Annotated in this window: 25 protein-coding genes; 15 read left to right on the top strand and 10 right to left on the bottom strand. The window is 73.8% G+C overall.

Annotation, left to right across the window (positions count from 1 at the left end; all coding sequences use genetic code 11):
* Nucleotides 1-25: 25 nt before the first annotated feature.
* Together LN037_RS08710 and LN037_RS08705 are read right to left on the bottom strand one after the other, a co-directional pair.
* Nucleotides 26-1240, bottom strand: a complete 1215-nt coding sequence (locus tag LN037_RS08710; protein WP_230751621.1) for an MFS transporter — start codon at nucleotides 1238-1240, stop codon at nucleotides 26-28.
* A 4-nt stretch (nucleotides 1241-1244) separates the two neighbouring features.
* Nucleotides 1245-1538, bottom strand: a complete 294-nt coding sequence (locus LN037_RS08705; RefSeq protein ID WP_230751533.1) for a 4a-hydroxytetrahydrobiopterin dehydratase — start codon at nucleotides 1536-1538, stop codon at nucleotides 1245-1247.
* A 7-nt stretch (nucleotides 1539-1545) separates the two neighbouring features.
* On the opposite strand from LN037_RS08705, the gene LN037_RS08700 reads away from it, so the two are divergent.
* Complete coding sequence (locus LN037_RS08700; protein WP_230751620.1) at nucleotides 1546-1980, top strand: (deoxy)nucleoside triphosphate pyrophosphohydrolase; 435 nt, start codon at nucleotides 1546-1548, stop codon at nucleotides 1978-1980.
* Between the two features lie 3 nt (nucleotides 1981-1983).
* On the opposite strand, the gene LN037_RS08695 is transcribed toward LN037_RS08700, so the two are convergent.
* Nucleotides 1984-2280 (bottom strand): hypothetical protein, encoded by a 297-nt coding sequence (locus tag LN037_RS08695; RefSeq protein WP_230751532.1) that lies wholly within the window; start codon nucleotides 2278-2280, stop codon nucleotides 1984-1986.
* A 124-nt stretch (nucleotides 2281-2404) separates the two neighbouring features.
* On the opposite strand from LN037_RS08695, the gene LN037_RS08690 reads away from it, so the two are divergent.
* The 6 genes from LN037_RS08690 to LN037_RS08665 all read left to right on the top strand — a co-directional run bounded on the left by LN037_RS08690 (nucleotide 2405) and on the right by LN037_RS08665 (nucleotide 10285).
* Nucleotides 2405-4483: an ABC transporter family substrate-binding protein gene (locus LN037_RS08690; protein WP_230751531.1), complete on the top strand. Its 2079-nt coding sequence runs from the start codon at nucleotides 2405-2407 to the stop codon at nucleotides 4481-4483.
* 150 nt (nucleotides 4484-4633) lie between these two features.
* Nucleotides 4634-6256, top strand: coding sequence for a peptide ABC transporter substrate-binding protein (locus LN037_RS08685; protein WP_230751530.1), 1623 nt, complete (start codon nucleotides 4634-4636; stop codon nucleotides 6254-6256).
* Between the two features lie 95 nt (nucleotides 6257-6351).
* Nucleotides 6352-7278, top strand: coding sequence for an ABC transporter permease (locus tag LN037_RS08680; protein WP_230751529.1), 927 nt, complete (start codon nucleotides 6352-6354; stop codon nucleotides 7276-7278).
* Nucleotides 7271-8209, top strand: coding sequence for an ABC transporter permease (locus LN037_RS08675; protein WP_230751528.1), 939 nt, complete (start codon nucleotides 7271-7273; stop codon nucleotides 8207-8209). Before LN037_RS08680 ends, LN037_RS08675 begins: the two co-directional genes overlap by 8 nt.
* 4 nt (nucleotides 8210-8213) lie before the next feature.
* Complete coding sequence (locus LN037_RS08670; protein ID WP_230751527.1) at nucleotides 8214-9281, top strand: ABC transporter ATP-binding protein; 1068 nt, start codon at nucleotides 8214-8216, stop codon at nucleotides 9279-9281.
* Nucleotides 9278-10285, top strand: a complete 1008-nt coding sequence (locus LN037_RS08665) for an ABC transporter ATP-binding protein (protein ID WP_230751526.1) — start codon at nucleotides 9278-9280, stop codon at nucleotides 10283-10285. The genes LN037_RS08670 and LN037_RS08665 overlap by 4 nt, the downstream gene beginning before the upstream one ends.
* A 28-nt stretch (nucleotides 10286-10313) precedes the next feature.
* Here LN037_RS08665 and LN037_RS08660 read toward each other — a convergent pair whose 3' ends face one another.
* On the bottom strand, nucleotides 10314-10781 hold the full coding sequence (locus LN037_RS08660; RefSeq protein ID WP_230751525.1) for a GNAT family N-acetyltransferase: 468 nt from the start codon (nucleotides 10779-10781) through the stop codon (nucleotides 10314-10316).
* Between the two features lie 57 nt (nucleotides 10782-10838).
* On the opposite strand from LN037_RS08660, the gene LN037_RS08655 reads away from it, so the two are divergent.
* The 3 genes from LN037_RS08655 to LN037_RS08645 are packed head-to-tail and all read left to right on the top strand — an operon-like array spanning nucleotide 10839 to nucleotide 12720.
* The gene (locus LN037_RS08655) at nucleotides 10839-11516 is read left to right on the top strand and encodes a maleylpyruvate isomerase family mycothiol-dependent enzyme (RefSeq protein WP_230751619.1); all 678 of its coding nucleotides are present in this window, start codon (nucleotides 10839-10841) and stop codon (nucleotides 11514-11516) included.
* A gap of 5 nt (nucleotides 11517-11521) precedes the next feature.
* Nucleotides 11522-12364 carry an N-acetyl-1-D-myo-inositol-2-amino-2-deoxy-alpha-D-glucopyranoside deacetylase gene (gene mshB, locus LN037_RS08650; protein ID WP_230751618.1) on the top strand — a complete coding sequence of 281 codons (843 nt, stop codon included), beginning with the start codon at nucleotides 11522-11524 and terminating at the stop codon, nucleotides 12362-12364.
* A complete protein-coding gene (locus LN037_RS08645; RefSeq protein ID WP_230751524.1) occupies nucleotides 12361-12720 on the top strand; it encodes a hypothetical protein in 360 nt (119 codons plus the stop codon). Before mshB ends, LN037_RS08645 begins: the two co-directional genes overlap by 4 nt.
* 352 nt (nucleotides 12721-13072) lie before the next feature.
* Here LN037_RS08645 and LN037_RS08640 read toward each other — a convergent pair whose 3' ends face one another.
* Nucleotides 13073-13666, bottom strand: coding sequence for a hypothetical protein (locus LN037_RS08640; RefSeq protein ID WP_230751523.1), 594 nt, complete (start codon nucleotides 13664-13666; stop codon nucleotides 13073-13075).
* Nucleotides 13667-13727: 61 nt separating this feature from the next.
* Between LN037_RS08640 and LN037_RS08635 the strand changes: the two genes are divergently transcribed.
* The 4 genes from LN037_RS08635 (at nucleotide 13728) to LN037_RS08620 (ending at nucleotide 16363) form a co-directional block, all read left to right on the top strand.
* Nucleotides 13728-14540, top strand: a complete 813-nt coding sequence (locus LN037_RS08635) for a hypothetical protein (RefSeq protein WP_230751522.1) — start codon at nucleotides 13728-13730, stop codon at nucleotides 14538-14540.
* A 178-nt stretch (nucleotides 14541-14718) separates the two neighbouring features.
* Nucleotides 14719-15039, top strand: coding sequence for a ferredoxin (gene fdxA / locus LN037_RS08630; protein ID WP_018335253.1), 321 nt, complete (start codon nucleotides 14719-14721; stop codon nucleotides 15037-15039).
* Complete coding sequence (gene dapC, locus LN037_RS08625) at nucleotides 15036-16124, top strand: succinyldiaminopimelate transaminase (RefSeq protein WP_308286125.1); 1089 nt, start codon at nucleotides 15036-15038, stop codon at nucleotides 16122-16124. Before fdxA ends, dapC begins: the two co-directional genes overlap by 4 nt.
* Nucleotides 16124-16363: a zinc-ribbon domain-containing protein gene (locus tag LN037_RS08620; protein WP_230751521.1), complete on the top strand. Its 240-nt coding sequence runs from the start codon at nucleotides 16124-16126 to the stop codon at nucleotides 16361-16363. Before dapC ends, LN037_RS08620 begins: the two co-directional genes overlap by 1 nt.
* Here the strand turns inward: LN037_RS08620 and LN037_RS08615 are convergent.
* The 4 genes from LN037_RS08615 to dapD all read right to left on the bottom strand — a co-directional run bounded on the left by LN037_RS08615 (nucleotide 16341) and on the right by dapD (nucleotide 18423).
* Nucleotides 16341-16493, bottom strand: coding sequence for a hypothetical protein (locus LN037_RS08615; RefSeq protein ID WP_230751520.1), 153 nt, complete (start codon nucleotides 16491-16493; stop codon nucleotides 16341-16343). The two genes, LN037_RS08620 and LN037_RS08615, sit on opposite strands and share 23 nt — an antisense overlap.
* Entirely contained in the window at nucleotides 16490-16921 is a 432-nt protein-coding gene (gene hepT / locus LN037_RS08610; protein WP_230751519.1) for a type VII toxin-antitoxin system HepT family RNase toxin, read from the bottom strand. Before hepT ends, LN037_RS08615 begins: the two co-directional genes overlap by 4 nt.
* Complete coding sequence (locus LN037_RS08605; protein WP_230751518.1) at nucleotides 16911-17297, bottom strand: nucleotidyltransferase domain-containing protein; 387 nt, start codon at nucleotides 17295-17297, stop codon at nucleotides 16911-16913. Before LN037_RS08605 ends, hepT begins: the two co-directional genes overlap by 11 nt.
* Nucleotides 17298-17442: 145 nt before the next feature.
* Nucleotides 17443-18423: a 2,3,4,5-tetrahydropyridine-2,6-dicarboxylate N-succinyltransferase gene (gene dapD / locus LN037_RS08600; RefSeq protein ID WP_230751517.1), complete on the bottom strand. Its 981-nt coding sequence runs from the start codon at nucleotides 18421-18423 to the stop codon at nucleotides 17443-17445.
* Between the two features lie 39 nt (nucleotides 18424-18462).
* Between dapD and dapE the strand changes: the two genes are divergently transcribed.
* Nucleotides 18463-19533, top strand: a complete 1071-nt coding sequence (gene dapE, locus LN037_RS08595; RefSeq protein WP_230751516.1) for a succinyl-diaminopimelate desuccinylase — start codon at nucleotides 18463-18465, stop codon at nucleotides 19531-19533.
* A gap of 41 nt (nucleotides 19534-19574) precedes the next feature.
* Here dapE and wrbA read toward each other — a convergent pair whose 3' ends face one another.
* On the bottom strand, nucleotides 19575-20201 hold the full coding sequence (gene wrbA, locus LN037_RS08590) for an NAD(P)H:quinone oxidoreductase (protein WP_230751515.1): 627 nt from the start codon (nucleotides 20199-20201) through the stop codon (nucleotides 19575-19577).
* Nucleotides 20202-20310: the final 109 nt, after the last annotated feature.

The following is a 20310-nucleotide window of genomic DNA, read 5'->3' as shown; positions in this document are numbered from 1 at the left end:
GCGGCGGACCGCGGTGGCCCCGGGTTCACCCGACCGTCCGAGCGGTGGTCGCGGCGCGTGTCCAGGTTGCGCCGAGGACGAGCAGGCACGCACCGGCCGCGACCGCGAACGACCATGGCGCGCCCGCCGCGCCCAGCACGACCGAGAGGGCGGTGGCGCCCACCCCGGTGCCCGCGTCGTACGCCGTGTTCCACACGCTGCTGGCCGTCCCGGAGCGCCCGGGGCCCGCCCGGTCGAACAGCGTCACCAGTGTGTCGTTCTGCACGGCCCCGAACCCCAGCCCGACGATCCCCGCCCCCAGCACGACGACGGGGGTGCTGCCGACGAGCAGGCCCGCCGCCGCCACGGCCGCCCCGATCGCGGTGAGCAGGAGCGCGGGGCGGGTGATGCGCCCGGCGAGGCGCAGCCGGTCACCGAGCTCGCCGGCCGCGCCCCGGCCCACGAGCTGGAACAGGGTGAGGGCGAACAGGGAGAACTCGGCCGCCCCGGTCGTGCCCGCGCCGATCAGCGGGAGCACGGTGATCACCCCGCCGGCGCTGGCCGCGCACACCAGCATGACCAGCCAGGGACCGACGACCTGGCGCCACGGCACCGTCCGCGCGGGGCGCGCGGGTCGTCCGTCCCGGTCGTGCGCGTCGGACGATCCGGTCGTGCCCCCACGGACCGGCTCCGACCCGGCGTCGGGAACGGGGGAGACCCGCCGGGGGAGCAGCAGCATCGCGGGCAGGGCGAGCAGCGGCAGCGCCGCGCCCGCGAGCAGCACGGGCGTGGGCCCGAGGCGGGACCACGCCCACACGCCGCCGGTGAGCAGCGCGAGCTGGGGGAGGCCGACGGCGATGCCGTAGATCCCGGTGGCGCGCCCGCGCACGCGGGGTTCGACGAGGTCGGAGACGAGGGCCGCGCCGGTGACGGTGAGGATGCCGAACCCGATCCCGCGGGCGATCGCGACCGGGACGAGCAGCCCCGGCGACGGGCTCAGCGGCAGCACCGCCGCGGGCAGCCCGAGGGCGAGGGCGCCCAGCGCGAGCGACGCCCGGTGCCCGACCGCGCGCAGCAGGGCGGGCACCCCGAGCTGGGAGAGCACGGTCGCGGCCATGAACACGCCCGTGACCGACCCGGCGAGGCCCGGCCCGGCGCCGCCGGCCGCCGCCCACAGCGGCAGGACCGGCAGCAGCAGCGCGAAGCCGCCGAACGCCGCGAAGGTCGCGACGAGGACGGCGAGGAACGGGGCGGAGCGCAGCGACTTACGCGTGCTGGTCGATCGCGGCGGAGATCCGCCGGGCGAGGTCGGGGTCCTTCGCCGTGAGGCCGCCCTCGGAGTGCGTCGAGAGCCGGAAGGTCAGCGTCGAGTACCGGATGTCGATGTCCGGGTGGTGGTCGGCGGACTCGGCCTCCTGCGCGACCGCGTCGACCACGGCGATCGCCGCGGGGAAGCTCGGCAGCTGCGCGGTGCGCACGAGGGAGTCGCCGTCGCGCTCCCACCCGGGGAGGTCGGCGAGGGCGCGGGAGACGGCGTCGTCGGAGAGCAGGTCGGCCATGCGGGTCATGATGCACGCGATCACCGATGACGGGGGGACGGTCGTGCGGATCGTGGTGGGGGCGGCGGTGGTGGACGGCGGGCGGCTGCTCGTGGCACAGCGGGCGGAGCCGCCGGACATGCGCGGCCGCTGGGAGCTGCCCGGCGGGTCGGTCGAGGAGGGCGAGTCCGAGGTCGACGCGGTGGTGCGCGAGCTGCACGAGGAACTGGCGTACGCGGTCGTCGTCGAGGGCCGGCTCGGGCCCGACGTCCCCGTGACGGGCCGGACGGGGGAGTCGCTCGTCCTCCGCTTCTACCGGTGCCGCCCGGCGAACGGTGCCGAACCCGTCGCGCTGGAGCACCTGGCGCTGCGCTGGGTGGGTGCCGACGAGCTCGACGGCGTGGCCTGGCTGCCCGCCGACGAGGTGCTGCTGCCGGCCCTGCGGGCGGCGCTGGAGGGGTGAGCGTCAGGCCGCGCGGGCGCGCTTGACGGCCTTCGCGAGGTCCTTGCCGGTGAGGCCGGACTCGGCGGCCCGGGCGGCACGCATGAGGACGACCGGGCAGCCCTTGCACCGCGGCGTCGAGCGGCAGCACTTCTTCTTCGCCCGCTTCGCGCCGGTGAGCGCGCAGGCCTGCGCGGGGTCGACCACCGTCCGCACCGGCGCGGGCCGGGTGGGCACGACCGGGGCCGGGGCGGCGGCCCGGTCGCGCGGGCGCAGCCGCGCGAGCGTGTCCACCCACGTCGACGGAGCACGCTTGGCCATGAGGTGAGGCTAACCTGAGCGACCGCGGCCACGAAAGGGCCGCACGCGGGTCCGACGGGCCCGCGTGTCAACATGGCTCACCCCTGCTCGCCGAGTCGGAGAGGCACCAGCGCACCGCCCCGTCATGAGAGCCCTCCTGGTCGCCGTGCTCGCCGGTCTGCTGGTGCTGGCCGGGTGTTCGTCGTCGCCCCCGCCGGTCGTGGGGCAGGCGCCGACCACCGCCTCGCGCCCCCAGCCGCAGCTCGAGCCGGACCCGACGCAGCTGCGCATCGGGGTGGACGACCTGGGGATCGGGTTCAACCCGCACCGCATCGCGGACCTGACGCCGACGAGCCGCACCACGGCCTCCCTGGTCCTGCCGAGCGCGTTCCGGGCCGGCCCGGACGGCGTGCGGCGCCCGGACACCACGGTCGTCACCTCGGCGCGGGTGTCCGCCACCCGGCCGTACACCGTGTCCTACGAGATCGCCCCGGCCGCCGCGTGGAGCGACAACGCCCCGATCGCCGCCGAGGACTTCGTCTACCTCTGGCAGCAGATGCGCTCGCAGCCCGGCGTGGTCGACGCGGCGGGGTACCGGGCGATCTCCGACGTGCGCTCCCGGGCCGGGGGCAAGGCCGTCGACGTCGTCTTCGACCGGCCCTACCCGGCGTGGCCCACGCTCTTCGACCACCTGCTGCCCGCGCACCTGCTCAAGGACGCCCCCGGCTCGTGGGGCGGCGCGCTGCAGGACAGCATCCCGGTCTCGGGCGGGCCCTACGCGGTCCGGCTCGTCGACCGCATCCGCGGTCAGGTGACCCTGATCCGCAACAGCGTCTACTGGGGCACCCCCGGCGTCCCGGACCAGATCGTGCTGCAGGCCGCCGACCACGCCTCCCTGATCGACCGCGTGCGCACCGGCGACGTGCAGGCGACCCAGTTCCGCTCCGACGGCAGCGACCTCGAGGCCCTCGCCGCGCTCTCGGGGGCACCACCGGGCCCCGCCGGGCCCCTGGCGGTGCGCACCGTGCCCGAGGCGCAGCTCGTGCAGCTCGCCCTGCGCTCGGACGACGGGCCGCTCGCCGACCCGCGGCTGCGGCGCGCGGTCGTCTCGCTGCTCGACCGGGACGCGCTCATCACGGCGGGCGCCGGCGGCGGGCCGGGCGCGGCGCTGCGGGCGGACGCCTTCGCGACGGCGCCGAGCCAGCCCGGCTACCGCCCCACGATCACGGCGGACTCGCCCGCCCGCGCACCCGACCGGGCGGCCGCCACGCGCCTGCTCGCCCAGGCCGGGTACCTGCTCGGGCCCGACGGCCGGTGGACCCGCGACGGCACGCCGCTGCGGCTGCGGCTCGCGGCGCCGTCACAGGTCGCGCCCTACGGCCGGCTGATCGCGACGCTCGCCGAGCAGCTGAATGCGGCGGGGATCGGGACGACGGTCGTGGCCGACGCGGGCGCGAACCCCTTCCCCCCGGGCCGGGGGCCGATCCCGTCGGACACCCCGTCGGTGGTCGCCACGCCCTCCACGCCCGGGCCCCTGACCTCCTCGGCCGTCCCGGGCACGACGACGACCTCCCCACCGCCCCCGTCGACCGCCGTCTCCACCACCACGACGCCGCCGACGGAGACGACCACGTCGGTGCCGCCGATCCCGAAGTCTCCCTCGGACATGGCGGTCGCCGACCTCACCGTGCTCGCGCTGCCCGTCGGCGCCGACCCGATCGCGGGCCTCGACTCGATCGTCGGCTGCCCCGGTCGGCAGGCGCCCACCACCTCGGGCGTCTCGCCCGCCGTGCCGCGCACCGCGACGACGACGAGCCCGCCGACGACCTCCCCGGTCTCACCGCCGACGACCACGACGGCCGCCCCGACGTCGACCCCGCAGGCGCCGACCACGACGACCGCCGCCCCGCTCGCGGCGCAGGGCACGCCGGAGGCCTCCGAGGCGCTGTCGGTCACCGGGTTCTGCGACCCGACGCTGCAGTCGATCCTGGACGGCGCCTCGTCCGGCTCGATCGACCCCGACACCGCGCTCGCCCTGGTGGAGCCCATGCTCTGGCGGGCCACGCCGGTGGTCCCGCTCTTCCAGGCGGCGACGACGCTCGTGGCCCCGGAGGCGCGGTCGGACGTGGTCGTGCCGCCGTTCGGCGTCAGCCCGTTCGCGGCGGCGGACCGCTGGGCGCCCCCGGCCCGGCAGGGCCAGGCGAACGGCGACGCCAACAACTGACCTGCCGTCACCCGGGCGAGGGGGACGGAACGGACAGTGGGCGACGAGTTCGTGACGCTGCGGCAACACTCCGGGGTAGCGCAAGAGGTCCAGACCACTTAGGTTGCGTCCGGCGGCGATCCCGCCTGTCAAACGTATTCAGGAGGTGTGGTGACCAGGTTCACCAGGCGCGGTCGGTCGCGCTGGATTGCTGTCGGAGCACTGGTCGCGGCCGGTGCGCTCGTCCTCTCCGCCTGCGGCGGGGGCGGCGGCGGGGGTGGCGACCAGGCGCAGACCGTCTCGATCGAGTGGGGCGAGCCGGAGAACCCGCTCATCCCCGGCTCGACCAACGAGCAGAACGGTGGCGACGCGATCGACGCGCTCTTCACCGGGCTCGTCAAGTACGACGCGAAGACCGGGCAGCCGTCGAACGCGATGGCGGACTCGATCACGACGACGGACAACCGCACGTTCACCATCAGGATCAAGCCGAACTGGACGTTCCACGACGGCACGCCGGTCACGGCGCAGAGCTACGTCGACGCCTGGAACTGGACCGCGTTCGGCCCGAACGCCGCCCAGAACCAGTCGTTCATGGAGAAGATCCAGGGCTACGACCAGGTCAGCGCCGAGAACGCCACGGTCAACCAGCTCTCCGGGCTGCGCGTGGTGGACCCGACGACGTTCACGGTCACGCTCTCCCAGCCCTTCACCATCTTCCCGGTGACGCTGGGCTACACGGCGTACTTCCCGATGCCGCAGAAGTTCTTCGCCGACCGTGCCGGCTACGAGGCCGCGCCGGTGGGCAACGGCCCGTTCCGCTTCGTCTCGCGGACGCCGAACCAGGAGCTCGACCTCGCGCGGTACGACCAGTACGCCGGGGACGACAAGGCGCAGGTGCAGAACCTGCAGTTCCGGGTCTACTCCGACCTGAACACCGCCTACTCCGACGTGGTCTCCGGCAGCCTGGACCACATCCGGCAGATCCCGTCGTCCTCCCTGGCCGGGAACCGCTGGCGGACCGACCTCGGCGCGGGCGCGCAGACGGTGCCGGGTCTGGTGACGCAGTCGCTCACCTTCCCGACGTACGACCCGCGCTTCGCCAACCCGCTGCTGCGCAAGGCGTTCTCGATGGCGATCGACCGCCAGGCGATCATCAACCAGCTGTTCAACGGCATCTACACGCCGGCCGACGGCTACGCGACGCCGACCGTGCAGGGCTACGTGCCGAACCAGTGCGGGCAGACCTGCACCTTCGACCCGAACGCCGCGAAGCAGCTGCTGGCCCAGGCCGGCGGCATCCAGGGGCCGGTCACGCTCGTCGCCAACTCCGACGGCGGCAACGACGAGTGGATGCAGGCGATCACCAACCAGCTGCGCCAGAACCTCGGGATCGACGTGAACTACGCGCCGGTGCCGACGTTCCAGGAGGCCCGCCGCCTGGCGAACGCCAAGCAGTACACCGGCCCGTTCCGCGCGGCCTGGCAGGGCGACTACCCGTCCATCGAGACGTTCCTGAGCCAGCTCTACCGCACGGGGGCGTCGGCGAACGACGCCGGCTACTCGAACCCGGCCTTCGACGCGGCGATGAACGCCGCGGACGCCGCGCCGACGATCGAGGCGGCCAACCAGGCGTACGCGAACGCCGAGCGGATCGTCCTGAACGACATGCCGGCCATCCCGCTGTGGAGCCGGCCGGTCATCTGGGGCGACGGGCAGCGGGTGCAGACGGGTCTGCAGACGCCGCTGAACCGCATCGACGCCCCGGCGTTCGTCCTCAAGCCCCAGGGCTGACGGGCACCGACGACCACCACCACCGGACGCGGCCGGTCCCCCGAGGACGGGGGGGCCGGCCGCGACCGGGTCGCGTCCCGTGTCTGGGAGGACCGATGGGCCGCTACACCCTGCGGCGCCTGCTGCAGCTCGTCCCCGTGTTCCTGGGGACCACCCTGATCATCTACTACCTCGTCTGGGGTCTCTCGGACGATCCGTTCGCCGGCAAGTGCGGACAGCGGGAGTGCCCGGCGCCCTACGTCGCCACCATGACCGCGCGCCTCAACCTGGACGACCCGGTGATCGTCCAGTGGCTGAAGTACCTGGGCGGACTGCTCACCGGTGACTTCGGCCGCACCTTCAGCGGCAACGAGGTCTCCGACCTCATCGCCAACGCCGCCCCGGTCTCCTTCCGGCTCGCGCTCGTCGCCGTCGTCGTCGAGATCGTCATCGGCATCACCGCGGGCCTCGTGTCCGGCCTGCGCGGCCGCGGCTACGTCGACTCGCTGATCCTCGTCTCGACGCTCTTCCTGATCTCCCTGCCGGTCTTCGTCACCGGCCTCGTGGTCAAGCAGGTCCTCGGCGTCGAACTCGGCTGGATCCGGACCTCGGTGCCGCCGGACCCGACGATCCTCGACCTGTTCGTGCCCGGCCTCGTGCTCGGCAGCCTGTCGATGGCCTTCGTCGCCCGCCTGACGCGCACGAGCCTCATGGAGAACTCCCGCGCGGACTTCGTGCGGACCGCGGTGGCCAAGGGCCTCTCCCGACGTCGGGTCGTCCTGGCCCACATGCTGCGGACCTCGCTCATCCCCGTCGTCACGTTCATCGGCACCGACCTCGGCGCGCTCATGGGTGGCGCCGTCGTCACCGAGGGCGTGTTCAACATCCGGGGACTCGGCGGGCTCGTCTTCACGGGCATCCAGCGTCAGGAGCAGACTCAGGTCGTGGGCGTCGTCGCCCTCCTGGTGATCATCTACCTCGTCGTCAACCTGATCGTGGACCTGCTCTACGCGGTCCTCGACCCGAGGATCCGCTATGACTGACACGTTGCGTCAGGAACCCTCGCTCGCCGGCCACGACGAGGGCGCGGTCGTCAGCCCGGAGGCCGAGTCCGGGCTGTGGTCGGACGCCTGGAAGCAGTTGCGACGCCGGCCGCTGTTCATCATCTCCGGCGTCGTGATCATCGTCCTACTGGTCATGGCGCTGTTCCCGTCGCTGTTCACGAGCGTCGACCCGACCTTCCAGGTGCTCGACCGCTCGGGCGAGGCGCCGAACGCCTCGTCGTGGTTCGGCCGGGACCTCTTCGGCCGCGACGTGTACGCCCGGGCGATCTACGGGGCGGGCCCCTCGCTCGCGGTGGGCCTGCTCGCGAGCCTCGGCACGGTCGTCGTCGGGTCGCTCGCCGGCCTCACGATGGGCTACTTCCGGGGCCTGACCGACTCGGTCCTCTCGCGCATCGGCGAGATCTTCGCGGGCATCCCGTTCGTGCTCGGTGGCATCGTCATCCTGACGAGCCTGAACAAGCCGGGCGAGATCGTCGGGTCGACCCGCCTGATCGTGCAGGTGGTCCTGACGATCGTGCTGCTCTCGTGGCCGCTCGCGATGCGCATCATGCGGGCCGCGGCGCTGGCCTCGTCGCAGCAGGACTACGTCAAGGCCGCCCGGGCGCTCGGCGCCGGGCCGCTGCGGATCATGTTCCGGCACATGCTGCCGAACTGCCTCGCCCCCGTGCTGGTGTACGGGACGATCCAGCTCGGCGTGTTCATCGGCGCCGAGGCGACGCTGTCCTACCTCGGCATCGGCCTGAAGGACCCGGTCGTCTCGTGGGGCGTGATGATCTCCGAGGTGCAGGCGCGCATCATCCAGATGCCGCACGCGCTGTTCTTCCCCGCCGCGTTCCTGGTGGTCACCGTCCTCGCCTTCGTGATGATGGGGGACGCCCTGCGCGACGCACTCGACCCGAGAGGACGGTGACCCGGTGACCGACGCAGCACCTCTGCTGGAGGTCGAGGACCTGCGGGTCGAGTTCGGCAAGGGCGCCGACACGGCGTCCGTGCTCAACGGCGTGAGCTACCGCGTCGAGGCGGGCGAGACCCTCGCGGTCCTCGGCGAGTCCGGGTCGGGCAAGAGCGTCACGGCCCAGACGATCATGGGCATCCTCGACACGCCCCCCGGGCGGATCACCGGCGGGGCGGTCCGGTTCAAGGGCGAGGAGCTCCTCGGGGCGGACCGGGAGCGCCGCCGGCTCCTGCGCGGCGAGTCGATGGCGATGATCTTTCAGGACGCGCTGTCGGCCCTGAACCCCGTCTACACCGTCGGGGCGCAGATCGCCGAGCAGTTCCGGTTCCGCCGGGGCATGTCGAAGAAGGACGCCATGGTGCGGGCGGCCGAGCTGCTCGACCAGGTGAAGATCCCGAACGCGAAGCAGCGCGTGAAGGAGTACCCGCACCAGTTCTCCGGCGGCATGCGCCAGCGCGCCATGATCGCGATGTCGCTCGCGCTCGACCCGGAGCTGCTCATCGCCGACGAGCCGACCACCGCGCTCGACGTGACGGTGCAGGCCCAGATCATGGAGCTGCTCGACGAGCTCCGGCGCGAGCGCGACATGGGGATGATCCTGATCACCCACGATCTCGGCGTCGTCGCCGAGGTCGCCGACCGGATCGCCGTCATGTACGCGGGCCGGATCGTGGAGGAGGCGGACGCGGCGACGCTGTACGCCCACCCCGCGCATCCCTACACCCGCGGGCTGATGGCGTCGGTGCCGCGCCTGGACTCGTCGCGCGGGCAGCTCGACCCGATCCCGGGCCTGCCGCCCTCGCTGACGAACATCCCGCCGGGCTGCCCGTTCCACCCGCGGTGCGCGCACGCGGACTTCCGTGGTCGAGCTCCGCAGAGCTCCGTCTCCGGAGACCGCTGCCGTACCGAACTCCCCCTGCTGCGGGTGCTCGAGGACCCGGCCGCCGGGCCCGAGGGCCACCGCGCCGCGTGCCACTTCGCCGAGCAGTTCGTGGCCGCCTCGCCCGAGGAGGTGCTCACGCCGTGAGCGATCCCATCCTGTCCGTCCGCGACCTGGTGAAGCACTTCCCGATCACCCAGGGCGTGCTGTTCAAGAAGACGATCGGCCAGGTCCACGCCGTCGACGGCGTCTCGTTCGACCTCCACCCCGGCGAGACCCTCGGGGTGGTCGGCGAGTCCGGCTGCGGCAAGTCGACGCTGGCGCAGGTCCTCATGCGCCTCGAGCCCCCGACGTCGGGCACGGTCACCTTCGACGGCGAGGACCTGTTCGCGAAGTCGGGCGCGGCGCTCAAGGCGTGGCGGCGGGACATGCAGATCGTGCTGCAGGACCCGTACACCTCGCTCAACCCGCGCAAGACCGTCGGCGACATCGTCGGCGAGCCGTTCGAGATCCACCCCGAGGTGGCCCCGAAGGGCGACCGCAGGCGGAAGGTGCAGGAGCTGCTGGAGGTGGTCGGCCTCAACCCCGAGCACATCCGCCGCTACCCCCACCAGTTCTCCGGCGGCCAGCGCCAGCGCATCGGCATCGCCCGGGCGCTCGCGCTGCGGCCGCGGGTGATCGTGTGCGACGAGCCGGTGTCGGCGCTCGACGTGTCCATCCAGGCCCAGGTGATGAACCTGCTGGGCGAGCTGCAGACCGAGTTCGGGCTCTCCTACGTCTTCATCGCCCACGACCTGGGCGTCGTCCGGCACCTGTCGGACCGCGTCGCCGTGATGTACCTCGGCAAGATCGTCGAGATCGGCGACAGCGAGTCGATCTACGAGCGGGCCACCCACCCGTACACGCAGGCGCTGCTGTCCTCGGTGCCCGTGCCGGACCCGTCGTTGCGCGGCAAGCGGGAGGTCATCCGGCTGACCGGGGACGTGCCCAGCCCGGCCGACCCGCCGTCGGGATGTCGCTTCCGTACCCGCTGCCCGAAGGCGGAGGCCATCTGCGCCGAGCAGGAGCCGCCGCTCGTGGCGGGGGAGTCGAGCGACCACCCGTCGGCGTGCCACTTCGCCGAGGTGCGGCAGGTCCTGCCGGTGGCGTGAGGTCGCGGGGGAGTGGGGCCGCGTGGCCTCACTCCCCGGTGAGCTGCTTGGCCATCTGCTGGGCGGTGACCTCGTAGCCGGCCGAGGTGTAGAGCGCGATGGCGGCGCGGTTGCCGCCGAAGACGTTGAGCCCGAGCCGCTGCGCGCCGTCGCCGTGCGCGACCCGTTCGACCGCGGCCATGACCGCCCGGCCGTATCCCTGACCGCGCAGGTCCTCGTCGATCCGGATCTCGTAGAGCCAGAGCATGTCGTCGGCGTCCTCGGAGGGCCCGAGCCAGACCTGGCCGACCGTGCGTTCCCTGGTCCACGCCGTGAGCAGCCGGTGGCCCGGGGTGTCCGCACCGTCGGGGAGGAGACGCGCGAGGTCGTCCCGGGCCTTCCGCTCCGCCGCCTCCGCCGAACGGGACCGGCGCAGGGACTCGACGTACTCGCGTTCCTGGCGTTCCCGGAAGTGCTCGAACTCGTCCGGCGTCATGGTCAGGAGCGCGATGTCCACCCGGCGAGCATGACGGCGCCCGCAACGGGATTCGGGGTGTCCGACCCACCTGGCACGATGATCGGTGTGGACCCGATCGACGAGTGGAGCAAGGCCCAGGAGCGTGTGATCGCGCTCCTGGAGGGCGCGAGCGCGGAGCAGGTGGAGAGCCGCGTCCCGTCCTGCCCGGACTGGACGGTGCGCGACCTGTTCAGCCACATGGTCGGGCTCGGCACCGACGTGGTCGCGGGCGACGAGCCCGACGACCACAACGAGACGTGGACCGCGAAGCAGGTCGAGGCCCGGCGCGACCACTCCGTGGCGCAGCTGGTCGAGGAGTGGCGGGCGACCGCCGAGCCGCTGCGCGCGTGGATGCGGGAGCACGGCCCACGCCCGCTCGGCGACGTGATCATCCACGAGCAGGACCTGCGGGGCGCCCTCGGCGTGCCCGGCGGCAAGGACTCGGGCGGCGTGGCGCTGATCCGCGACCGCTTCGCCCCGCGCGTCGGCGGCCGCCTGCCGGAGGGGACCACCCTGGGCCTCGTCGGGAAGCAGTGGTCCTGGGCGTCGGACGACGGTGACCCGGAGCAGGCCGACGTCGTCCTGCACGCCGACGAGTTCGAGCTGCACCGCGCCTCGCTCGCCCGGCGCTCCGCGAACCAGATCCGGTCGTGGACCACGAAGGGCGACGTCGAGCCGGTCCTCGACGCGTTCGCCACCCTCGGGGACCTGCCGGCGGAGGACCGGACCGAGTGAGCCGCATGGTGCTCGTCCACGCCCATCCCGACGACGAGACGATCACGTGCGGCGGACTCATGGCCCGGGCGGTCGACGCCGGGTGGGACGTCACGCTCGTCACCTGCACGCTCGGCGAGCTCGGTGAGGTGATCCCGCCGGAGCTGACGTACCTGGAGGGCTCCGCCGACCTCGCGCCCTACCGCGCCAAGGAGCTGGCGGCCGCCTGCGCCGCGCTCGGGGTCACCGACCACCGGTTCCTCGGCGACGAGGGACGCTGGCACGACTCCGGGATGGTCTCCACCGGCGAGGGCATCCGCGCCGCCGCCCCCGCCCACCTGGCCGAGGGCGCGTTCGCCACGCGCGCCGACGTCGACCTCCAGGTCCACCAGCTCGTCGAGATCCTCGCCGAGGCCACGCCCGACGTCGTCATCAGCTACGACGCCTCCGGCGGCTACGGCCATCCCGACCACGTCCGCGCCCACGAGATCGCCGGCGGCGCCGTCGAGCGGATCGACCCGCTCGGGGAGCGCGTCGGGTTGTACGCGGCGGTCTCGCCGTACGGCGACGTCGAGCGTGGGCTGGAGGCCCTGCGTCGCCGCTCCTGGCTCGGACTTCCCGTGCCGGACGTGACCGGGCTGCCCACGGTCCCCGACGACACCGTGACCGTGCGGATCGAGCTCGGGTCCGCGCGGGTGCGCAAGCTCGCCGCGCTGCGCGCGCACGCCACGCAGATCACCGTGCACGACGACGGATCCGAGCCGCCCGCCTACGCCCTCTCCAACGAGCTGGCGCAGCCGGTGGTCGGGGTCGAGGGCTTCGTGCTGCTGCGGGGTCCCGACGGCGGGTTGGCGGCGCTCTCGGCGTGAGGGTGACGGTCCTGGCGGTCGTCCTCCTCGACGTCGCCCTGCTCGCGCTGACCGAGGTGGCGTGGCTGACGCTCGAGGTCGGGTCGGTCCCGCTGCCGCTGTCGATCCTCGTGGCGGCGGTGACGACGCCGCTGGCGGTGCGGGTGGTCGACCGGTGCTTCCCGGGGTCGCGGCTCGTGTTCGCGCCGCTGGTGACGTGGTTCGTCGTCGTCGTGGTGTTCGGCTTCTGGAGCCCGACCGGTGTCGGCACCTTCCCGGCCGACTGGCGGTCCCTCGTGCTGATCGCGGCCGGGCTGTTCCCGGGCGTGTGGATGGCGAGCCGGCCCGTCCGCCCGTCCGCGCCGGTGGAGGTCTGAGCCCGGGGTAGCGCGCCTGCTGCCGGCCGGTCGGGTGCTGGGGAAATCTGCGCGGGGCGCACACACTCTGCGGGGCGGCAGGCCGGGTGCGGGGAAATCTGCGCGGGGCGCACACACTCTGCGGGGCGGCAGGTCGGGTGCGGGGGAAATCTGCGCGGGGCGCACACACCCGCTCCCGGGGGACCGGCGGGAGACGATCGACGGCGGGCCTGCGGGTGTGTGCGTGGCGCGCAGGTTTCTGGAGGGTCGGCTGCAGGCGAGGCCGGAGTGTGTGCGGGACGCGCAGGTTTCCGGAGGGTCGGCTGCAGGCGGGGCCGGAGTGTGTGCGCGACGCACACGCCCGACCGCGTCCTCAGCGCCCCCGGTGCTCGGCCCCGGACAGCCCGATCAGCGTCCACACCGCGGAGACGCCCAGCATCGGCACCGCGAACGCCGCGATGTTCGGCGCCAGGTCGATGTCGATCCGGCACGCCGCCAGGAGGGCCACCGCGACGACCATGCCGAGCACCCCGTCGCCCACCCGCACCGCACGCGGTGGGGGAGGCGGTCGGTGGGCCGCGGCGGCCGCGGCGGCCGCGCGGGGACCGGGAGCCGCACCGTCGACGACGACCGGGCCCGACCCGGCGTCGGGAACGGGCTCCCCGCGCCGCCGGGGCAGGCCGCGCCCGACGAGCTCCTCGACGGCGTCGCCCAGCCCGGCGCGGGCGACCCGCACCGTGCGGGTGGCGTGCCGCAGTACGCGGCGGCCGTCGGCCGAGTGCTCGGCGTACTCGACCTCCCACTCGTCGAGCCCCCGCACCGGACGGAAGAGCAGGCGCCGCTCCCGGCGCCCGGCGGGCGGGAACCACCAGGACACCGCACCGGCGCGGCTCGCGCCGTAGTGCGCGCCGAGGGCGGTCAGCTGCGGGCCGACGGCCGCCCGCACCACGTTCGCCCGCACGTCCACCCGCCCACTGTGACCCACGCCATGCGGTGTGGCCACCCCCGCATTCGGGCATGAGGCGGGCATGGCCGCCGTCTCCGACGAGTACATGATCAGCGTGCTGCGCCCGTTCGTCGCCGCGACCGGCCCGGTGCTCGCCGGGCTGCGCGACGCCGACCCCTTCCGGCTGGGCAAGCTCGCCCAGCGGCGCTCGCTGGAGCTGGAGGGTCCGGCGCAGGAGGAACCGCCGGCCACGAGCCGGGTGCGGAAGATCGGTCGGGGTGTCCGTCGCCTGCGTGGGCGGGTGCTCGACCGCCTCGCGACCTCCCGCCTGCCCGGCACCCCGCGCTGGGCGGTGATGTCGCCCGAGGAGCGCGACCAGTGGTGGGTCGGGCGCGTGGGGCGCTTCACCTCGGCGATCGCGGCGTTCCCGGGCATCGGCGGCGCCCTGGCGCGCCGGCTGCCCGTCTCGGACATCCTCGGGCTGTCCGCGCAGGGTCTGGTGGTCTGCGCGATCGCGGGCGAGCACGGTGTGACCGGGCGCGACGAGCAGGTCCGGCTCCTCGCGGCCGTGCTGTTCGAGCGCGACCTGACCCCGGACGGCAACGCCCACGGCGACCAGGTCGAGCGCGACGCCGCGGACCTGACCGGCGACCTCCACCGCGACCACTCCGGCGACAGCCGCCTGCGGTCGCTCGCGCGGGCGGTGTGGCGGATGGGGCGCTCGCTGTTCGCCCTCCACGACGAGCTGGGGCGCCGACCGCAGGGCCGGCGGTTCTGGCGGGCCCTCGCGAACCTGCCGGTCGTGGGTGCCTTCGGGGCCTACAAGGCCGAGCGCTCGGGCCTCAAGCGGGCCGCGAAGCGGACCGCCGCGTGGGTGGCCCGGGAGCGCGGGTAGCCGCGGCGGCCGGTCCGGAACGGGTGTGGCGCCTGACACGTCGTGGGACGGGCGACCCGCCCGGGCACGACGCGCCGCCGAACGGAATACTGCGGGGGCGTTTCATCGCCGTGTGCGGGCCGACCACCACCGGCCCGGTGGTGAGGACACTTGAGCTGAGTAGGGAGCAGGAGCCGACGTGACGTACGTGATCGCCGAACCGTGTGTGGACGTGCTCGACAAGGCGTGCATCGAGGAGTGCCCGGTCGACTGCATCTACGAGGGCGGTCGGATGATGTACATCCACCCCGACGAGTGCGTCGACTGCGGTGCCTGTGAGCCGGTCTGCCCGGTCGAGGCCATCTACTACGAGGACGACGTGCCGGACCAGTGGTCCGTGTACACCCAGGCCAACGTCGACTTCTTCGACGAGCTGGGCTCGCCGGGCGGCGCCTCCAAGGTGGGCAAGGTCGACAAGGACGCGGGCCCGGTGCCGAGCCTGCCGCCGCAGGGCGAGTGAGTCTGCCCGCTCTTCCGGACTTCCCCTGGGACAGTCTCGCCGCGGAGACGGCGACGGCGCGGTCGCACCCCGACGGCGTCGTCGACCTCTCCGTGGGCACCCCGGTCGACCCGGTGCCCGCCGTCGTCGCGACCGCCCTGCAGGAGGCCTGGAACTCACCGGGCTACCCGCAGACCCACGGCACGCCCGCGCTGCGGCACGCCGTGGTCGAGGCGCTCGCGCGCCGCTTCGGGGTGACCGGGCTGGAACCCGACGCGGTGCTGCCGACGATCGGCTCCAAGGAGCTGGTCGCCTGGCTGCCGACGCTGCTCGGGCTGCGCGGGGCGACCGTCGCGATCCCGTCGCTGGCGTACCCGACCTACGAGGTCGGGGCGCTGCTGGCGGGCGCAGAGGCGGTGCGCGTTCCCGACGACGGGTCGCTGCCGCGCGACACGCGGCTGGTCTGGCTCAACTCGCCGTCCAACCCCACGGGGCGGGTGCTGTCGGCCGAGGCGCTCGCCGCGCGGGTGGCCGAGGCGCGGGGGATCGGCGCGGTCGTGGCGTCCGACGAGTGCTATCTCGGCCTGCCCGGTCCCGGGTCGGATCCGGTGTCGGTGCTGGACCCGCGGGTGCACGGTGGCTCGCTCGAGGGGCTGCTGGCGGTCCACTCGCTGTCGAAGACCTCGCAGCTCGCGGGCTACCGGGCGGCGTTCGTCGCGGGTGACCCGGCGCTGGTGTCGTCGCTCCTCGCGGTGCGCAAGCACGCCGGGATGATCGTGCCGCGGCCGGTGCAGGAGGCGATGACGGCGGCGCTGTCCGACGACCTGCACGTCGCGGAGACCCGTCAGCGCTACGACGCCCGCCGCGCCGTGCTCCGGCCCGCGCTCGAGGCGGCCGGGTTCACGATCGACCACTCCGAGGCCGGCCTGTACCTGTGGGCCACCCGCGGCGAGGCGTGCCGGGCGACGGTGGCGTGGTTCGCCGAGCGCGGCGTCCTCGTCGCGCCGGGGGAGTTCTACGGGCCCGACGGCGGCCGGCACGTCCGGATCGCGCTCACGGCCTCCGACGAGCGCATCGAGGCGGGCGCGGCCCGGCTGGGCGACTGATGCTGATCTTCGGGACGCGGCGGACCGCGAAGCAGCTCGCCGTGCTGATGCTGACCTGTCCGCAGGGGCACCCGGCCGCGCACACCGTGACCCGGCTCGTCACGCGGTTCACGCTGTTCTTCGTGCCGACCTTCCGGGTGCGGACCCGGCACGTCGTGCAGTGCACGATGTGCGGGCTCTCCGGGCAGGTGTCGAAGGAGAAGGCGGCGGAGCTCGTCAGGCAGGCCGCGAGCACGTGACGAGCCGATAGCCGACGTCGAGCACCGTGGCGCAGCCCTCGAGCGCGTGGGCCAGGTGGGCGGCGATCCGCGGGTCGGTGGTCCGGCGCGTGGCGTATCCGCGGCCGAGCGTGCGGTACGGGTCGGTCACGCGAGCCGGCCGGTGGCCGGGTCGAGCCACCGCAGCACGCCCACCACGAACCCGTCGAGTTCGGCGTGGTCGGCGAGACGAGCGAGGACGATCGCGTCGTCGACCTCGACGTAGTCGTGCACGAGGACGTTCCGGAAGCCGACGGCGCGGCCCAGGCGGTCGGCGAGGGCCGGGTCGAGGACACCGTGTCGCCCGAGAACCCGGACGGCGTCGGCGTTGGTGCCGGGCGCTCCCCACGACTCGGAGGCCGCCAGGTGTTGCGCGATGTCCATGCACCCTCCGATCGCCGTCACGAAGGCGTACTTGATTCCGCGCAGCCAGGCTTCGTCCGCTCGCCGGGACTCGTCGGCGCCGGCTTCGCGGTCCAGGAACGCCAGGTCCGCCGGGATCGACCGCAACAGCGCCAGCACACGCGCCTCATCGACCACCGAGGACACTCCTCCGGAAGTCCTCCTCGGCCCGGTGCATCCGCGGCAGCTCGTCCACGAAGATCTTCCGGGTCGTCGCCGTCCACCGGACCCGTGCCACCGGCTCGTCGTCGAACAGCAGCACCCCGTACATCGCGACCCGACCGGCGAGGAGCAGGGGCGCGCCGTCGAGGACGAGCAGGTCGACGTCGGCCGGGAGGTCGACCTCGAACGCGGCGGGCGCGTACTCACCCCACCAGGCGGCGACGTCGACGTCCGAGTCGGGACGGTGCGTGCCCGCCGCGCGGCTCCCGTGCAGGAACCCGAACCGCGCGCCGGCCGCCCGCAGCGCCGCGACGATCTCGGCGCGACGGTCGTCCGGGAGGGCGTCGGTCACGGGAACGAGTGTGGCACCTGGTCCGGTCCGCGGCCCGCACCTCGCCCCCCGGGACGGACCCGTGCGGGGCGCACGAGCGCGGTGGAGGCCCATGAGGGTCCGCTCATCATCGCTTCGGACGGCGCAGATGGACCCGTCGTCGGAATCAGTTCTTGTGCAGGGCCTCGTTGAGCTCGACCTTCGCGCCCTCGGTGCGCGGCAGCGCCTCGACGGCGCCGGAGGTGGAGTTGCGGCGCAGCAGCAGGCCGGACCGCCCGGAGAGCTCGACGGCCTTCACGACGGACCCGTCGTCCAGCGTGACGCGCGTCCCCGCGGTGACGTAGAGGCCGGCCTCGACCACGCAGTCGTCGCCCAGCGAGATCCCGATGCCGGCGTTCGCGCCCAGCAGGCAGCGCTCGCCGATCGAGATGACCTCCTTGCCGCCGCCCGAGAGCGTGCCCATGATCGAGGCGCCGCCGCCGACGTCGGAACCGTCGCCCACGACGACCCCGCCCGAGATGCGGCCCTCGACCATCGACGCGCCGAGGGTGCCGGCGTTGAAGTTGACGAAGCCCTCGTGCATCACCGTGGTGCCCTCGGCGAGGTGCGCGCCGAGCCGGACGCGGTCGGCGTCACCGATCCGCACGCCCGTGGGGACGACGTAGTCGACCATCCGCGGGAACTTGTCCACCGCGTACACGGTGACGGGGCCGCGCCCGCGCAGCCGCGCGCGGACCCGCTCGAACTCCGGGACGGGGCACGGGCCGTGGTTGGTCCACACGACGTTGGCGAGCAGCCCGAACAAGCCGGTCAGGTCGACGCCGTGCGGCGGCACGAGGCGGTGCGAGATGAGGTGCAGGCGCAGGTAGACGTCGTAGGCCGAGGCGGGCGGGCCGGTCAGGTCGGCGACGGTGCGCACCGCCACGACCTCGACGCCGCGGTCGGCGTCGGTGCCCAGCGCGTCCACCAGGGACGGCTCGAGCTCGCCCGCGGGGACGACGACGGTGCCGGGCTCGGCGGCCATGTCGTCGGCGTCGGAGGACAGCTCCGGCAGCGGGTACCAGGTGTCCAGGACGGTGCCGTCGAGCGCGACGGTCGCGAGGCCGAGTCCGACGGCCCTGGCCGGGGTGGTGCTAGCGGTGCTCATCGCCGACCAGCCTATCGGGGGCCTCTAACCTGGGCCGTCGTGCGCATCGATCTGTCCGCCGACCCCGTCGACCTCACCGCGGCCCTCGTGGACGTGCCCTCGGTCTCGGGGGACGAGAAGGCCCTCGCGGACGCGGTGGAGGTCGCGCTGCGCGGCTGCGAGCACCTCGAGGTGGTCCGCAGCGGCGAGGCGGTGCTGGCCCGTACCCGGCTGGGCCGCGACCGACGGGTGCTGCTCGCCGGGCACCTCGACACCGTGCCGATCGCCGACAACGTGCCGTCGCGGCGCGAGGGCGACCTGCTCTACGGCTGCGGGACCTCCGACATGAAGGCCGGGGTCGCCGTCATGGCCCACCTCGCCGCCACGGTGGCCGAGCCCGTGCACGACGTCACCCTCGTGCTCTACGACTGCGAGGAGATCGAGGCGACCCGCAACGGGCTGGGCCGCATCGAGCGGACGCTGCGCGACTGGCTCGACGCCGACCTCGCGATCCTGGGGGAGCCGACCTCGGGAGCCGTGGAGGGCGGCTGCCAGGGGACGATGCGGGCCGTGCTGACCCTGTCCGGGCGGCGGGCGCACAGCGCACGCTCGTGGCTCGGGGACAACGCCATCCACGCGGCGGCGCCCGTGCTCGACCGGCTCGCGGCGTACGAGGCCCGGTCGGTCGACATCGACGGCTGCGTCTACCGCGAGGGCCTGCAGGCCGTGCGGATCGGCGGCGGCGTGGCGGGCAACGTCGTGCCGGACGTCTGCGAGGTGACGGTGAACTTCCGCTTCGCGCCGGACCGGTCGGTCGAGCAGGCCGAGCAGCACGTGCGCGAGGTGTTCGACGGCGTCCCGCTGGAGATCACCGACCGCTCGCCGGGAGCGCTGCCGGGGCTGTCCGCGCCGGCCGCGGCGGAGTTCGTCGCCGCCTCGGGCGAGACGCCGGTGGCCAAGTACGGCTGGACCGACGTGTCCCGGTTCTCCGCGCTCGGCATCCCGGCGGTCAACTTCGGCCCCGGCGACCCGAACCTCGCGCACACCCGCGACGAGCACGTGGACGTCCGCCGCATCACGGCGGGCACGGAGACGCTCCGCAGGTACCTGACGGCCCGTGAGTACTTCTGACGGGTATGACCGTCAGAAGTACTCACGAGGCGAAGCCACCTCTAGCTGGCCGCCAGCGCCGCGTCGCGGCCGGCCGTCAGCTGCGTGGCGACCCCGGCGACCCGCTCGCCGGCGAACCGCGCGGCCTGCCGGGTCTCGTCGGCGATCGGGATGGAGCCCTGGCCGTCGACGTGGGAGACGCCGTACGGGTTGCCGGTCGCGAACATGATCGCGTCGGTGTAGCCGGGCGAGACGATGATGCCGCCGAAGTGGTGGATCGTGTTGTAGAGCGCCAGCAGCGTCGACTCCTGGCCGCCGTGCGCCGTCGAGCTCGAGGTGAAGCCCGAGTACACCTTGTCGGCCAGCAGGCCCTGCGCCCACTGCGGGCCCAGCGTGTCGATGAACTGCTTGAGCTGCGCGGAGACGTTGCCGTACCGGGTCGGCGTCCCGAAGATCACGGCGTCGGCCCAGAGGACGTCGTCGGCGGTGGCCTCCGGGGTGTCCGCGGTCTCCTCGCGGTGGGCCTTCCACTTCTCGTTCGAGTCGATGGCGGCCTGGGGCGCCAGCTCGTGCACCGTGCGCAGGCGCACCTCGGCGCCGGCCTTCTCGGCACCGGCGGCGTACTCCTGGGCCAGCTGGTGGATCGTGCCGGTCTGGCTGTAGTAGATGACCGCGACCTTGGTGCTCACTGCTGATCGTCCTTCCCGACGACGGGGATGGTTGCTTCTTCAACTGCATACCCGCAGGGACGGGTCGCACACGCCGAATTCGGGTGACCGCCGTCCGTCCGCCGCGAAC

It is taken from the genome of Actinomycetospora soli (genome assembly GCF_021026295.1).
GTDB classification, from domain to species: Bacteria; Actinomycetota; Actinomycetes; order Mycobacteriales; family Pseudonocardiaceae; genus Actinomycetospora; species Actinomycetospora soli.
The sequence above is the reverse complement of the archived record's forward strand: the minus strand, read 5'-3'. Positions and strand labels throughout refer to the sequence as shown.